Origin of the sequence: Pseudomonas leptonychotis (assembly GCF_004920405.1) — a bacterium.
In the GTDB taxonomy this organism is placed as follows: Bacteria; Pseudomonadota; Gammaproteobacteria; order Pseudomonadales; family Pseudomonadaceae; genus Aquipseudomonas; species Aquipseudomonas leptonychotis.
This window is the reverse complement of record NZ_RFLV01000002.1, coordinates 738,159-752,887: the sequence shown is the minus strand read 5'-3', so window position 1 is coordinate 752,887 and position 14,729 is coordinate 738,159. Positions and strand designations below refer to the sequence as shown.

At 56.7% G+C, this 14,729-nt stretch carries 13 protein-coding genes; 9 read left to right on the top strand and 4 right to left on the bottom strand.

The window, feature by feature from the left end; all coding sequences use genetic code 11:
* The first annotated feature begins 124 nt into the window (after window positions 1-124).
* Together yegS and D8779_RS14130 are read left to right on the top strand one after the other, a co-directional pair.
* On the top strand, window positions 125-1,048 hold the full coding sequence (gene yegS / locus D8779_RS14135; RefSeq protein WP_136665174.1) for a lipid kinase YegS: 924 nt from the start codon (window positions 125-127) through the stop codon (window positions 1,046-1,048).
* Window positions 1,049-1,174: 126 nt separating this feature from the next.
* Window positions 1,175-2,110, top strand: coding sequence for a chemotaxis protein CheV (locus tag D8779_RS14130; protein ID WP_136665103.1), 936 nt, complete (start codon window positions 1,175-1,177; stop codon window positions 2,108-2,110).
* A gap of 36 nt (window positions 2,111-2,146) precedes the next feature.
* Here the strand turns inward: D8779_RS14130 and D8779_RS14125 are convergent, their stop codons facing one another.
* Window positions 2,147-2,626, bottom strand: a complete 480-nt coding sequence (locus D8779_RS14125) for a DUF1499 domain-containing protein (protein WP_136665102.1) — start codon at window positions 2,624-2,626, stop codon at window positions 2,147-2,149.
* On the opposite strand from D8779_RS14125, the gene D8779_RS14120 reads away from it, so the two are divergent.
* Window positions 2,625-3,431 carry an MOSC domain-containing protein gene (locus D8779_RS14120; RefSeq protein WP_136665101.1) on the top strand — a complete coding sequence of 269 codons (807 nt, stop codon included), beginning with the start codon at window positions 2,625-2,627 and terminating at the stop codon, window positions 3,429-3,431. The two genes, D8779_RS14125 and D8779_RS14120, sit on opposite strands and share 2 nt — an antisense overlap.
* A gap of 50 nt (window positions 3,432-3,481) precedes the next feature.
* Here the strand turns inward: D8779_RS14120 and D8779_RS14115 are convergent, their stop codons facing one another.
* Window positions 3,482-5,407 (bottom strand): transglycosylase SLT domain-containing protein, encoded by a 1,926-nt coding sequence (locus D8779_RS14115; protein ID WP_136665100.1) that lies wholly within the window; start codon window positions 5,405-5,407, stop codon window positions 3,482-3,484.
* A gap of 378 nt (window positions 5,408-5,785) precedes the next feature.
* Between D8779_RS14115 and D8779_RS14110 the strand changes: the two genes are divergently transcribed.
* Entirely contained in the window at window positions 5,786-7,696 is a 1,911-nt protein-coding gene (locus tag D8779_RS14110; protein WP_136665099.1) for an ATP-binding cassette domain-containing protein, read from the top strand.
* Window positions 7,697-7,799: 103 nt separating this feature from the next.
* The gene (locus D8779_RS14105) at window positions 7,800-8,486 is read left to right on the top strand and encodes a DUF6901 family protein (RefSeq protein ID WP_136665098.1); all 687 of its coding nucleotides are present in this window, start codon (window positions 7,800-7,802) and stop codon (window positions 8,484-8,486) included.
* A 29-nt stretch (window positions 8,487-8,515) separates the two neighbouring features.
* Here D8779_RS14105 and D8779_RS14100 read toward each other — a convergent pair whose 3' ends face one another.
* Window positions 8,516-8,956, bottom strand: a complete 441-nt coding sequence (locus tag D8779_RS14100; protein WP_136665097.1) for a universal stress protein — start codon at window positions 8,954-8,956, stop codon at window positions 8,516-8,518.
* A gap of 84 nt (window positions 8,957-9,040) precedes the next feature.
* On the opposite strand from D8779_RS14100, the gene D8779_RS20845 reads away from it, so the two are divergent.
* The gene (locus tag D8779_RS20845; RefSeq protein WP_136665173.1) at window positions 9,041-9,478 is read left to right on the top strand and encodes a hypothetical protein; all 438 of its coding nucleotides are present in this window, start codon (window positions 9,041-9,043) and stop codon (window positions 9,476-9,478) included.
* Window positions 9,479-9,611: 133 nt separating this feature from the next.
* On the opposite strand, the gene D8779_RS14090 is transcribed toward D8779_RS20845, so the two are convergent.
* Window positions 9,612-10,430 carry a hypothetical protein gene (locus tag D8779_RS14090; protein ID WP_136665096.1) on the bottom strand — a complete coding sequence of 273 codons (819 nt, stop codon included), beginning with the start codon at window positions 10,428-10,430 and terminating at the stop codon, window positions 9,612-9,614.
* Window positions 10,431-10,911: 481 nt separating this feature from the next.
* On the opposite strand from D8779_RS14090, the gene fadB reads away from it, so the two are divergent.
* The 3 genes from fadB (at window position 10,912) to D8779_RS14075 (ending at window position 14,663) form a co-directional block, all read left to right on the top strand.
* The gene (gene fadB, locus D8779_RS14085) at window positions 10,912-13,059 is read left to right on the top strand and encodes a fatty acid oxidation complex subunit alpha FadB (protein WP_136665095.1); all 2,148 of its coding nucleotides are present in this window, start codon (window positions 10,912-10,914) and stop codon (window positions 13,057-13,059) included.
* A gap of 30 nt (window positions 13,060-13,089) precedes the next feature.
* Window positions 13,090-14,265 carry an acetyl-CoA C-acyltransferase FadA gene (gene fadA, locus D8779_RS14080; RefSeq protein WP_136665094.1) on the top strand — a complete coding sequence of 392 codons (1,176 nt, stop codon included), beginning with the start codon at window positions 13,090-13,092 and terminating at the stop codon, window positions 14,263-14,265.
* A gap of 161 nt (window positions 14,266-14,426) precedes the next feature.
* Window positions 14,427-14,663 carry a DUF1653 domain-containing protein gene (locus D8779_RS14075; protein WP_136665093.1) on the top strand — a complete coding sequence of 79 codons (237 nt, stop codon included), beginning with the start codon at window positions 14,427-14,429 and terminating at the stop codon, window positions 14,661-14,663.
* Window positions 14,664-14,729: the final 66 nt, after the last annotated feature.

The window sequence follows — 14,729 nt, the reverse complement described above, 5'->3', positions numbered from 1 at the left end:
CTAAGTAATCTAATAATTAGATGTTTGTTAGGCGCCTGTTCGCCGAGCAACCAAAATACTGCTGCTGTGGTCTCTAGTTCTCATGTGTTTGGTCCATCTGGTGTTGGGGAAAAGGATGTTAGAAATCCACGAGCGCAAAGCACTGTTGATTCTGCACGGCAAACAAGCGCTTAACGCCGAGGTGCGCGCTGCTGTAGAGACGCGTCGTCAAGAGGGCTGGCAGATCGACGTGCGTCTGACCTGGGAGGCCGGCGATGCGCAACGGCTGGTGAGTGAGGCGTTACAGGCGGGCTACCCGACGCTGATTGCTGGCGGGGGCGATGGCACTTTGCGTGATGTCAGCGAGGCCATGGCATTGGCTAAAACCCAGGCCAGCCTCGCGCTGTTACCCCTAGGTACCGCCAATGATTTTGCCCGTGCCGCCGGTGTGCCGCTCGAACCTTTGGCTGCATTGGCTTTGTTGGATACGCCGGCGCAGCCGATTGATCTGGGTGAAGCCGACGGTCAGGTGTTTCTTAACATGGCCACCGGCGGTTTTGGTTGCAGCGTTACGGCTAATACGTCGGAAGAGCTCAAGCGTGTGCTCGGCGGGGCGGCTTACTTTCTAACGGGGTTGTCTCGGTTTGCCGAGGTGCAGTCATCGTTTGGCCGTTTCACTGGGCCGGATTTTCAGTGGGAGGGCGAGTTTCTGGCCCTGGGTATCGGCAATGGCCGTCAGGCAGGCGGAGGGCATGTGCTGTGCCCCGAGGCGCGCGTCAACGATGGTTTGTTGGATATTTGCATTGTGCCTGCCGCGCCCGACGTGGTCGGCACGCTGGGCACGCTATTGTCTGGCGGCATCAATGGCTTGCAGAGCGTGGCGCTGAGTGCGCGCTTGCCCTGGTTGGAGGTCGAGGCACCGCAAGGCTTGGATCTCAATCTGGACGGAGAACCCATGGAAAGTCGTCATTTGCGTTTTGCTGCAATGCCGGCAGCTTTGCGCGTGCATTTGCCGGAATATTCGCCGCTTCTGGCCGAAGAACTGGTACGGCTGCTGCCATCCGGCTAGCCTCGGCGGTGCGCTTGTCGCATGATGGCGCCGCGCCATCTGCCTTCAGATGCGTGGCACATGGCCGATACACCAGGTCATGGCTATTTGAGCTAGGCTAGATCGATAAGTGAACAGGAGCGCATGATGGCCGGCATTCTCGACTCAGTGAACCAACGCACCCAGCTGGTGGGTGAGAACCGCCTGGAAATTTTGATGTTCCGTCTGGCGGGTCGGCAGTTGTTTGCGATCAACGTGTTCAAAGTGCAGGAAGTCCTGCAGATGCCCAAATTGACCCTGATGCCGCAGCGCCATCGATTTGTCTGCGGCGTGGTCAATCTGCGCGGGCAGACCTTGCCCGTGATCGACTTGTCCCAAGCCATCGGCATGCGGCCGATTGTGCCGGATGAGCGCAGCACCATTATCGTGACCGAATACAACCGCTCGGTGCAGGCATTCCTGGTCGGCGGTGTCGAACGCATCCTCAACCTCAATTGGGAATCCATCCTGCCGCCGCCAGGGGGCGCGGGGCGTCAGCATTACCTGACCGCGATCACCAAGGTCGAAGACCATATTGTCGAAGTGATCGACGTGGAAAAGGTGCTGGCGGAAATTACCCCGATGAGCACTAAGGTCTCGCCTGAAAAACTGGCCGACCCGATGTTGGAGTTCGCCAAGGGACGTGAGGTGTTGCTGGTGGACGACTCTAATGTGGCCATGAGCCAACTCAAGGGCACCATGGCGCAGCTGGATATCCGTTGTCACTGCGCCAGCGATGGCCTGCGCGCACTCAACCTGCTGAAAAGCTGGGCCGATGCCGGCACCGATGTGCATGAGAAGCTGCTGATGGTGATTACCGATGCGGAAATGCCGGAGATGGACGGCTATCGTTTGACCACCGAAATTCGCAATGACCCGCGTCTCAAAGACCTGTACGTGGTGCTGCATACTTCGCTGTCCGGCAGCTTCAACGAAGCCATGGTGAAGAAGGTGGGGTGTGACAACTTCCTCTCCAAATTTCAGCCGGACAAGCTGGTGGATGTAGTGCGTGAGCGTCTGGCGATGCTGCATTCGAGCGAATAGGCCTGACGGAAAGTCAGGCTGGCTGGCACCGTTGGGTTATTCGTTCAGACGCTTGCGTATTTGCTCAATGCGCTCGCGGTTGACGTCGAAGTCGGCATAACCCAAGCGTGATGCGGACCGCACATCCACGGCAGTTGTGCCGATCATAAATTCCACATCATCGACAAAGCGCATCAGCGAGCTGCTGAACTCTGCACGTAAATAACCTGGCGTGTCCTCAACCACAATTACCCGTGGTTCTTCGCTGAGCAGCGCCTTGAGGCGCGCCTGGGTTTGTTCGGCAGAACCCTTGAGCGGCAGAGCCTCGATGGCGTGTCTGGTATCGCTGGCCTGGCTGTTCACGCAGTTCGGTGAGTCCGGGCAGGCAGTCAAATGCCCGTCTTGAATGCCCAGGTTGTCTGGCGGGCTGCCGCTGCAGGCGCTGAGCAGTAGCAATATGGGTAGGGTTAAGGCGGGCTTGTGAGTGAGGCGGGTTGCTCGTATAAGTGCGTTTTGCCAAAGGAAAGCTGGGCTCATGTTGCATCTCTCTGAGTTGTATCGTTATCCACTGAAGTCAGCGGCGGGTGAAGCCTTGCGCGAAACAGCGCTGGACGCCTTGGGTGTGCAAGGCGATCGTCGCTGGATGGTAGTCGATGCGCAAACAGGACGCTTCCTGACTCAGCGTTTGTTGGCGCAGTTGACCCAGTTGCAGGCGCGTTGGTTGGGTAGTACGCACCTGCAGTTGAGTGCACCGGGCATGGCCGATTTACAGGTGGCGGTGCCCGATGAACACGCGCCGTTGCGTGCTGTAACGATCTGGCGCGACAGCCTGCAGGTGCCGGATGCCGGCGATGAGGCGGCGCAGTGGCTGAGCCAGTGGCTTGGCCGTGCGTGCCGCCTGGTACAGGTGTCGTCACCTTACGCGCGGCAGGTCGATACGGCGTATGCCGAGATCGGTGACAAGGTGGCGTTTGCCGATGGTTTTCCTTTGTTGCTGATTGGTCAGGCGTCGCTGGATGACCTCTCGGCTCGGGTCGGCCGGCCGTTGCCGATGTTACGCTTCCGTCCGAATCTGGTGGTCAGGGGGGCCGAACCCTATGCTGAAGACAGTTGGAAACGTATTCGCATTGGTGAGCTGGAGTTTCGCGTGGTCAAGGGCTGCTCGCGTTGCATCATGACCACTCTTGACCCGCAAACCGGCGAGCGCAGCCCGGATCGTGAGCCGCTGACGACCTTGAAAACCTATCGTGAGCGTGAGGGCGAGGTGTATTTCGGGCAGAACCTGATTGCCTGCGGCGAGGGGTACTTGCGTCTGGACATGCCGGTGCAGGTGCTGGAGTAGGGCGGGTAATTCACGCTCAACAGTGGCTGTTGAGCGTGCAGAGTTAGCCTTTATTGATCGAAGTAGCGTTCATGCCAGGCTACAAGAGGTTGCGGAGCGTTGAGTTTATCGCCGTAGATCACCGAGTAGGACAGCACGTTTTGCACGTACTGGCGGGTTTCATCAAACGGAATATTCTCGATCCACACGTCGTACGACAGGTGATCCGCGCCACGCAGCCACTGGCGGACACGACCTGGTCCGGCATTGTAGGCGGCAGACGCCAGGACGCGGTTGCCGTTGAATTGACCGTAAATTTGACTCAGGTAAGCCGTCCCCAGCTGGATGTTGATGTCCGGCTTATACGCCAGTTGCGGCGATGACAGCGGAATGCCGAAGCGCTTGGCTGTTTCCTTGGCGGTGGCCGGCATCAGCTGCATCAGGCCCATAGCCCCAACCCCGGACTTGGCATCGGTCATAAACCCGCTCTCCTGGCGGGTGATGGCAAACACCCAGCTCGAATGGATGTCGCGGTTACGCGCCTCGCGCACCAGCTGATCGCGGTGAGCCATGGGGAAGCGTACATCCAGGTCATCCCAGTACTGAGCCTGGCTGATGGTGCGAATGGCCGGGAAGTACCAACCCATGTCATAAGCCAGGCGGGCTTGGGCGACCATTTCATCGCGGCTGAACAGGCGGGTGACGTTGTACCACTCGCGCCGCCCGTCGGCGATCTGGCCACGGGCATGGAACTCTAATGCACGACGAATAGCTGCCGAGTCCCGTACTTTTTTGATGGTTTGTGGGCTCAGGGCCAGTGGTTTGTTGTTTAGCTGATAAGGCGCTTGCACCTGATCGGCGGCCATAAAACCGTAGAAGTCGCGTTCTTTGGCCAAGCTCTGGTAAAGCGCTTTTGGTTCCTGGCTGTTGGGTTGTGCCAGTTGCATGCTGCGCGCTTGCCAGTAACGCCAGCGGTTGGTGTTGCCCAGATCGGCGGGCATCTTGCGGGTCAACTGGTTGACCTCTTCCCAGCGGCCCAAGCGCAGCAGTAGGCGGGCGCGCCATTCGCTGACGGTATTGTCACGCAGCTGCGGGTCGTACTTGGCCATGACTGGCAAGGCGCGAGGGTCGAAGCGCTTGGCCAAGGTCAAACCGATTTCACGGGCGATGGCGACTTTTTCATCGCTGGAGAACTTCATGCGCGGTGCATAACTGTCGAGCAGTTTCAGGGCCACTTCGGGGTCCTGGCGGGCCAGGCGGCGCAGACCAAGGCCTACGGCATCCGCCATGGCGGGGTCGGTTTGACTGAAGCGTGAGGTTTGTTTGAGCAGTTCTGGCTTCTGCGCGATCTGAAGCAAGGCCTGACCTTGGCTGCTTAGAGTTGGCAGGTTTTTAATCAAGTGGGTGAGCAGACCATAGTTGCGGGCTTCGGCCGCTAACTTGGCACGCTGCCAGCGTTTTTGTTCAGTGAGTTGGCCTTCTGCAGCCCAGCGCTCAAACAGCGGATCGCACGCATTAGGTTGCGATTTACCCACAAGCCAGAGCTTTTCGGCGGTGGCATACCCTTCGGCACGCATGCCGTGGCTCAGCTGATATTGACCATACAGGCAGTCGAGCTCGGTGAAGTTCAGTGCCGGGTCGTAATAGTTGATAAAGGTCTGCCATTCACCGCGTTCTGCCAGCCAGCGTAGCCAGCGCAGCTTCATCCAGCTGATTTGCGGCAGGTCGCCATGTTCGGCGAGGAATTTCTCGATTTCGTCGTTGCTCGCCCACTTCAGCCGCGCGGTCAGCTCGTCATAGGCCAGGTACGGTTCCAGTGGGTAATCGCGCAGTGCATTGGCATGAAGCTGGTAAGGACCTTTGTCCCCTTTGGCCAATGCTGCTTTGGCTTGATCATAATAATGACGTTGTTGCGTCAGGGTGGCGGCTTGTGCCGCAGAGAAACCCAGGGTGGAAACCAATAGGCAGGACAACAGGCTGAACAGGGGACCGCGCATGACACTTCCAGGCAAATAGTGCGTATGGCCCTAGCTTAGTCGTTTGCCTATGTAGGGTGAAGGCTCAATGCGTTTCAGAGGGTAATTGACGGTATTCATCATTAGCGCGCTTGGTTGTGCGTTGGCCGCCGCGCTAGAGCGCTTGCTATCTCAATAGGTGTTGGATACGTCAGGATTTACTGCGCCTGCGGAAAAAATTGGCCGCGATGCCAGCGCGCTTCTCGGTTAGAATGCGCGCCCTGTTTTGCGGGTGCCTCTGGGCAGCTGCAGATGATTTTTTGGGTGTGTGGGGTTACCGCTGTGCGTTTGAGGCAACGAGGTGCGTTGGCAAACCCCGGTTAACCCAAACATACCCGTCGTTTTTTGTTGAGGCGCGCCATGACACTGCTCAAGTTCACCGATATTTCCCTGGCCTACGGCGCAATGCCGCTGTTGGACAAGGTGTCTTGGCAAATCGCCCGTGGCGAGCGGGTGTGCATCATCGGCCGTAACGGCACCGGCAAGTCGAGCATGATGAAGCTGGTTAAGGGCGACCAGAAAGCCGATGACGGTGCCGTCTGGCGCGCGCCGGGATTAAAGATCGGTGAGTTACCGCAGGAGTTGCCACTGGCAGACGACCGCACAGTGTTCGATGTGGTTGCCCAAGGGCTGGACGGTGTCGGTGAGCTGCTCGCGCAATATCACCATTTGGCGCAAAACTGCGTCACTGAAGATGACCTTAATAAACTGATGCACGTGCAGCAGGACCTTGAGGCCCGTGACGGCTGGCGCTTACAGCAGCTGGTCGACAGCACCCTGAGCCGTTTGCAGTTGCCGGCCGACAAAACCCTGGCCGAACTCTCTGGTGGCTGGCGTCGCCGTGTGCTGCTGGCGCAAGCGCTGGTCTCTGAGCCGGACCTGCTGCTGCTCGATGAGCCGACCAACCACTTGGATATCGGTGCGATTGCCTGGCTGGAAGAAGCGTTGACCGATTTTCAGGGCGCGGTGTTGTTTATCACCCACGACCGTTCCTTTCTGCAGAATCTGGCCACGCGCATCCTCGAGTTGGATCGTGGCGGCTTGATCGACTGGAATGGCGACTACGCAAGCTTCTTGGTGCACAAAGAGGCCACGTTGGCGGCTGAAGAAACCGCCAACGCTTTATTTGACAAAAAACTGGCCCAGGAAGAAGTGTGGATTCGTCAGGGTATTAAGGCGCGCCGCACCCGTAACGAAGGCCGTGTACGCGCTCTTAAAGCTCTGCGCGTCGAGCGCAGCGAACGCCGTGAACGTACGGGTAAAGCCAACATCCTGCTGGATACTGCGGAGAAATCCGGCAAGCAGGTAATGGTTTTGGATAACGTCAGCTTCGCCCATCCAGGCGGGCCGTTCCTGATTAAAGATTTTTCCATGGTGCTGCAGCGCGGCGATCGCATCGGCCTGCTCGGTGCAAACGGCACCGGCAAGACCACCTTGCTCAAGTTGATGCTAGGTGGTTTGCAGCCCACCAGCGGTGAAGTGGCTGAAGGCACACGCATTGATGTGGCGTATTTTGACCAATTACGTCACCAGCTGGATTTGGAAAAAACCGTTATCGACAACGTTGCCGAAGGCCGCGACTTTATCGAGATCGACGGGCAGAACCGCCACGTACTTAGCTACCTGGGCGACTTCTTGTTCAGTCCGCAACGTGCACGTACACCAGTCAAAGCGCTGTCCGGCGGTGAGCGGGCACGTCTCTTGCTCGCTAAGTTGTTCAGTAAGCCAGCTAACTTGCTGGTGCTGGACGAACCGACCAACGATCTCGATGTAGAAACCCTGGAGCTTCTGGAAGAAGTGCTGCTGACCTTCCCTGGCACCGTGCTGATGGTTAGCCACGACCGAGCCTTCCTCGACAACGTCGTGACGAGCACGCTGGTCTTTGAGGGCGAGGGTAAGGTGCGTGAGTATGTTGGCGGCTATCAGGATTGGTTGCGCCAGGGTGGTTCGCCACGTTTGCTTGGTGTGGGCGAAAGCAAAGCTGGAAAGCCTGAACTAGCCTCAGCAGTGGTTCCTACGCCGATTGCAGCAGAGCCGGTAGCGGCTGCAAGCAAGAAAAAGCTCAGTTACAAGCTGCAGCGCGAGCTGGAAGCGATTCCTGGGCAGATCGATGTGCTGGAGACGCAGGTTGCCAGTTTGCAAGAGCAGATTGGTGCGCCGAGTTTTTATCAGCAGTCTGCGGAAAAGACGGCTGAAGTGCTGGCTAAATTGCAGGTGGTGCAGCATGAGTTGGAACAGCTGGTTGAACGTTGGGCTGAGCTGGAAGAGTAACAGCGTGTTTAAACGCAGCAACTCGTAAATCGGTGTTTAGCCAGGCGTGCTAAGCAGGTAATACGCTCAAACAGGATTTTTGAGACTTCAGGCGGAGACATTCATGGCCATCGAGTACCGCATTACTCTCGACGACAATCATCAGTTCAGCTACAGGATCGAGCTGGACCGAGTGTATGAGGCCGAGGCGGCGCAACGCGCGCCGGCCTGGACCCGGCTTGAATACCAGCAGTGCAGTAACTGCCCACTAAGCAAGGACAATTTCAGTCATTGTCCGGCGGCAGTCGATCTGCATCGGGTGATCGAGGACTTCCAAGGCTTGCCAGCCTTCAAGAAAGTCTCTGTATGGGTGCGTACGCCGGAGCGTGAGTACAACAAGCAGGTAGGTCTGGAGGAGGGCTTGCGGGCGCTGCTTGGCGTCATTATGGCGACCAGCGCCTGCCCTGTTCTGGGCAAACTCAAGCCCATGGCCCAGCATCATCTGCCATTTGCCAACAGCCAAGAGTTCATTTTGCGTACGGTGTCGTTATACCTGACGCAGCAGTACTTCAATCTTCGCGAAGGGCATGCAGCTGACTGGGAGCTGAAGGGGCTGGTGCGCATGTTTCAACAACTGCAGCTGGTCAATCAGGCGTTTTGGCAGCGTATTCATGCGACCTGTGAAGGGGACTCTAACCTCAAAGCGTTCCTGACCTTCTTCTCCATGGCATCGAGCATGACTTACTCGCTGGAAACCCAGCTGCAGAAGATCCGCCCTCTAGTCATGATTCCCGGCGACGGCGACGAATAACGCAGGCGCGTTATTCGTCGCCATCCTTGTCATTCCGCTTTTTTCAGGCGTACCGCCAGCACGTCGCAAGGCGCGCCGTGCAGCACATCATTGGCGGTTGAGCCCAATAGTAAAGCCAGGCCATGGCGCCCGTGGCTGCCGACGACGATCAGGTCGCACTGCTGCTCTTCGGCTAAGCGGTGAATTTCCTGGCGCGGCTGACCATATGCCAAATGACAGTGGTCAGTGCCCAATTCCGGGTAGCTTGCGGAAAATTTGCCCAGGCGTTCGCGAGCCTGATCAAACTGTTGTTGTTGCAACATCGACAAATCCATGGGTACGTCGCCACCAAAGGCCATCGCCATGGGTTCGACAATATGCACCACAGACAGCTTGGCCCCACTGCTGGTGGCCAGTTTTTGCGCGCGGTGCATGACCGGGTCGCATTCTTCGGTAAGGTCGACAGCGACCAATATGTGCAGGTAGGGCATAGCTAGCTCCTTACAAGTGTATCGATGGTTTTAGTATGGCCTTCTTGAGTGCATATGACAGGTTTTTGCCTGCGAGATAATGATATGAGTCCTTGGTTTGTGGTTTTGCTCCTGGCTGTAATGTTAAGTCCTTTGGCGTGGTTGGCTCCGTCGCGGCGTCAGCGCGGGCAAATGGATGTACGTTTGCAGGCCCGTCGCATGGGAGTGGCCATGCAGTTGTCGCGGCAGGAATGGCCGCACTGGTTACCATGCCAACCACCAGAAACCTGCCCGCAATACCATCGGGGGAGGCGGCGGGGTCAGGTTGACAGTTGGTGTTATTGGCAGCTGGAGCCCGGTCAATGGGTTAATAAATGGCGTGAGCCCTGCACCGATCAAGCGTTCTTAGCTCAACTGCAGGCATTGCCGGCGGATGTATTTAAGGTTGAGGCAACTGATCAGATGCTATCGGTATGCTGGGGCGAGCGTGGTGCTGATGAGGCGTTGCAGCAAGTTGTGGATTTCCTCCAGGCCAAAGCCTGAGCAAAAAATTGCCTGGAGCAATTTTTAACGTCGCGTAGCGGATGGCAGGCCTATAAAAGAAAGCCCAGTGCAAGCACTGGGCTGGAGTACGGCCAGGCAGGCCGGTAAAGCGAATGCAGAAACGGTCGCGCAATCAGAGGTTGGCGGCCGCGTATTGGCTGGAAATCTGTTCGATTCCCTGAATAATGGTGTTGGAGTACTTGTTAACCAGAAATGGCACGCTGTTCTCGTTGTAGTTGATCAACGACTTTTCAATGTAGCGCCATTTGGTGCCTACCCCGTCCCAAGACTGCTTCAGTTGTGGTGTGTTTGTCGGCTCTTTCTGCAGTGTAGCCATCTTGCTGGCGAACTCAGCGACCAGTTCTTCCATGGGGCGCGCATCGCCGCCGCCCATAAAGGTTGCGCCGACTGAGGCGCTGCGCGAGGCATAATCAACTGCAATGCCTTGCATCAATAGGCTTTGCTCACGGCTGCGCTGAGCCAGGGCAGGAACGCTGTAACTGCCTTCCTGTTGGATCTTGCTATACAGCTCTTGGCTCAGGCTCATCAACTGCTGATTGCGTGCAGCCAGGTCGGCCACCGGTTGTAGGTCGGTATAACCTTGGGTTTTCAATGCACTGGTCAGGTTGTTGAGGTCTATTTGATAACCCTTCCATTGCTGGTCAAGCTGCGAGCGTAAGGCCTTTGATCCTTCGCCTGGCATCTCGGTGAGCGCGTTGAGCTGGGTGTTCACCTCTGTCAGCGATTCACTGATCATCCGCGAGTAGCGTTGATCGCCTTCCATGCCGTTGAACATATAAAAGTCGCCAAGGGTTTTTTGTGTGGCGAGACGAAGTTGATGCAGCTTAAGCAAATTAGTAGCGGCATCTGCAGCTTGGCTAGAGGTGCTGATCAGGGGGAGGGTGCTTGCGAGCAGGGTGCTCAAGAAAATGGCAAGCATGCGGCTCGACATGGGAAAACTCCGTACGCCCTTTGTTGGGCTTTAATTGTTTTTGTTTTGCTTACGGCCGGCCCGGGGCGGCGATATTGAGACGACTGTACCTGTAGGTTTATCATTTTGCTAGGTATGCGCTGGATCACACTTTTGCGCATAAAGTTAACGTGTAAGCCTAATATCGCCGCGAATGTCCGCCTGTTTGCGACACAGTCATCGCTGTACCTCTGTCAGCGCGAACGTAATTTTTTGTACGCCTTCGCAGACACTACAGGCCAATTGACAAGCAGATGCTTTTCCTTGAAGGTGTGCACACCCAAATCAAACGGGCGTATGAATTGAGCGTTTGCCTCCAAAGGCAGCGCCTTTACAGCCCGATTATCGCGTCGGTGGGTGTGCCAGGCTGATAGGGGCTACTCTGAGACGGCTATGCCGTGGAGTAGCTTGCTGGTTGGCTCCGATGTGTACTGTTCAGCTTCCATACCGTGGAGATCAGTTGATGATTTACGAAGGTAAAGCCATCACGGTTAAGGCTCTTGAGAGTGGCATCGTCGAATTGAAATTCGACCTCAAGGGTGAATCCGTCAACAAATTCAACCGTCTTACCCTCAATGAACTGCGTCAATCTGTTGATGCGATCAAGGCTGATGGTTCGATCAAGGGCGTGATTGTCACCAGTGGCAAAGACGTATTTATCGTCGGCGCTGACATCACCGAGTTCGTCGACAACTTCAAGTTGTCGGACGCAGAACTGGTGGCTGGCAACCTCGAAGCCAACAAGATCTTCAGTGATTTTGAAGACCTCACTGTTCCGACTGTAGTCGCGATCAATGGCATCGCCTTGGGCGGTGGTTTTGAGATGTGCCTGGCCGCGGATTACCGCGTCATGGCTGAAAGCGCTAAAGTTGGCTTGCCGGAAGTCAAACTGGGCATCTACCCAGGCTTCGGCGGCACTGTGCGTCTGCCGCGGGTTATCGGTACCGATAACGCCGTTGAGTGGATTGCTGGTGGTAAAGAAAACAAAGCGGCTGACGCCCTGAAAATGGGTGCAGTGGATGCCGTGGTTGCCGCTGACAAGCTGCAAGCCGCTGCCTTGGACCTGATCAAGCGCGCCATCTCCGGTGAGCTGGATTACAAGGCCAAGCGTCAGCCGAAATTGGAAAAGCTCAAGCTCAACGCGATTGAGCAGATGATGTGCTTTGAAACCGCCAAAGGTTTCGTTGCAGGTCAGGCTGGCCCGAACTACCCGGCGCCAGTTGAAGCGATCAAGACCATCCAGAAAGCCGCCAACATGGGGCGCGACAAGGCTCTGGAAGTTGAGGCTGCTGGCTTCGTCAAACTGGCCAAAACCCCAGTTGCTGCGAGCCTGATTGGTCTGTTCCTGAACGATCAGGACCTGAAGAAAAAAGCCAAGCAATACGACGAAATCGCTAAAGACGTGAAACTGGCTGCCGTGCTCGGCGCTGGCATCATGGGTGGCGGTATCGCTTACCAGTCGGCGTCCAAAGGTACTCCGATCCTGATGAAGGATATCCGTGAAGAGGGTATCCAGATGGGGCTGGCAGAGGCTTCCAAGCTGCTTGGCGGTCGCGTTGCTAAAGGTCGTATGACCCCGGCGAAGATGGCTGAAGCCCTCACTGCAATTCGTCCAACCATGTCTTATGGTGATTTCGGCGCTGTCGACATCGTTGTAGAGGCTGTGGTCGAAAATCCGAAGGTTAAGCAGATCGTGCTGGCCGAAGTAGAAGGCGTGGTGAAGGAGGATGCAATTCTTGCTTCCAACACCTCGACCATTTCCATCAACTTGTTGGCCAAGGCCCTCAAGCGTCCGGAAAACTTTGTCGGCATGCACTTCTTCAACCCCGTGCACATGATGCCGCTGGTTGAAGTGATTCGTGGTGAGAAGTCCAGCGAAGTGGCAGTCGCCACCACCGTTGCCTACGCCAAGAAAATGGGTAAGACCCCAGTAGTCGTCAACGACTGCCCGGGCTTCCTGGTTAACCGCGTACTGTTCCCTTACTTCGGTGGCTTCTCCAAGCTCCTGGAGCTGGGCGTAGACTTTGTGCGTATCGACAAGGTCATGGAGAAGTTCGGCTGGCCAATGGGTCCGGCGTACCTGTCCGACGTGGTCGGTATCGACACCGGTCACCACGGCCGTGACGTAATGGCTGAAGGCTTCCCTGACCGCATGGCGGTTGAAGGTCGCACTGCAGTTGACGTGATGTACGAAGCTGATCGCCTGGGCCAGAAAAATGGCAAAGGTTTCTACGTCTACGAAATGGACAAGCGCGGTAAGCCGAAAAAGGTTATCGACCCAGTTGCTTACGAGCTGCTGAAGTCCATCGTGACCGAGCAGCGTGAAGTAACTGATGAAGACATCATTAACTTCATGATGATTCCTCTGTGCATGGAAACCGTGCGTTGTCTAGAAGACGGCATCGTTGATACCGCAGCTGAGGCCGATATGGGCCTGATCTACGGCATCGGCTTCCCGCCGTTCCGCGGTGGTGCGCTGCGTTACATCGATACCGTCGGTGTAGCTGAGTTCGTTGCCCTGGCCGACAAGTACGCCGAGCTGGGCGCGCTGTACACCCCGACTGCCAAGCTTCGCGAAATGGCTGCTAGCGGCCAGAAGTTTTTCGGTTAATCGCGGACAGACTAGAGCGAGAGTGAATTTATGAGCCTGAATCCTAGAGATGCAGTCATCGTCGACTTCGGTCGTACCCCGATGGGTCGTTCCAAGGGCGGCATGCATCGCAATACCCGTGCCGAGAGCATGTCGGCCAACCTGATCAGCGGCGTGCTGGCGCGTAACACCAAGGTCGATCCGGCCGAAGTGGAAGACGTGATCTGGGGCTGCGTTAACCAGACCCTGGAGCAGGGCTGGAACATCGCGCGCATGGCGTCGCTGATGACCCAGATCCCGCATACCGCTGCTGGCCAGACGGTAAGCCGCCTGTGCGGCTCGTCCATGAGCGCGTTGCACACAGCTGTGCAGGCAATTCAGACCGGCAACGGTGACGTTTTCGTCATCGGCGGTGTGGAGCACATGGGCCACGTTGGCATGATGCATGGCGTCGATCCAAACCCGCACCTGTCGCTGTACGCGGCCAAGGCCTCGGGCATGATGGGTCTGACCGCTGAAATGCTTGGCAAGATGCATGGCATCAGCCGCGAGCAGCAAGATGCGTTCGGTGAGCGTTCGCATCGCCTGGCTCAGAAAGCCACCGTCGAAGGCAAGTTCAAGGATGAAATCATCCCGATGCAAGGCTACGACGAGAACGGTTTCCTGAAAGTCTTCGATTACGACGAAACCATTCGTCCGGAGACCACCCTGGCAAGCCTGGCTGCACTGAAGCCTGCGTTCAACCCGAAAGGCGGCACCGTGACTGCAGGTACGTCCTCGCAGATCACTGACGGCGCTTCCTGCATGATCGTCATGAGCGCCCAGCGCGCTCAGGATCTGGGCATTCAGCCAATGGCAGTGGTTCGTGCCATGGCCGTGGCCGGTGTTGATCCAGCAATTATGGGTTACGGTCCAGTACCGTCGACTCAGAAAGCTCTTAAGCGTGCTGGCTTGTCCATCAATGACATCGACTTCTTCGAGCTCAACGAAGCCTTCGCTGCCCAGGCCCTGCCTGTGCTGAAGGACCTGAAAGTGCTCGATAAGATGGAAGAGAAGGTCAACCTGCACGGCGGCGCAATCGCACTGGGTCACCCGTTCGGTTGTTCCGGGGCGCGTATCTCCGGTACCCTGCTGAACGTGATGAGGCAGAATGGCGGCACCTTCGGTGTGTCGACCATGTGCGTAGGTCTCGGCCAAGGCATCACCACCGTCTTCGAACGCCTCTAAGCTTTACAGGGTGTAAGAGATGGAAGAACCGGGGCCAAGTGCCCCGGTTTTTGTTTTTGGCCAGCCATTTATGGCAGCCACTTTTCGGGTCGCCGCAAGGTTGCGTAAGAGATTTATCCCGGAAATTTTTTATCAGCAGAAAATCTTCAAGGAATTCACCCATGCAATTACAGCCTGGCCTTTACCGTCATTACAAAGGGCCTGAATACCGTGTGTTTGGTGTGGCCCAGCACTCCGAGACGGAGCAGCAGATGGTGGTCTATCAGGCGCTATACGGCGAGTTTGGCCTCTGGGTGCGGCCGCTGGAGATGTTCTGTGAAAGTGTTGAAGTGGACGGCGAGACGGTTCCACGCTTTGCTTTGCTTCAGGCTGAAAGCACACTGTTTACTCGGCCTTGAGCTGACACCGGGCCATAGCTGCGCTTGACCTCGGCCGGACCGCCACTATATATAGCGGTGCCGCGC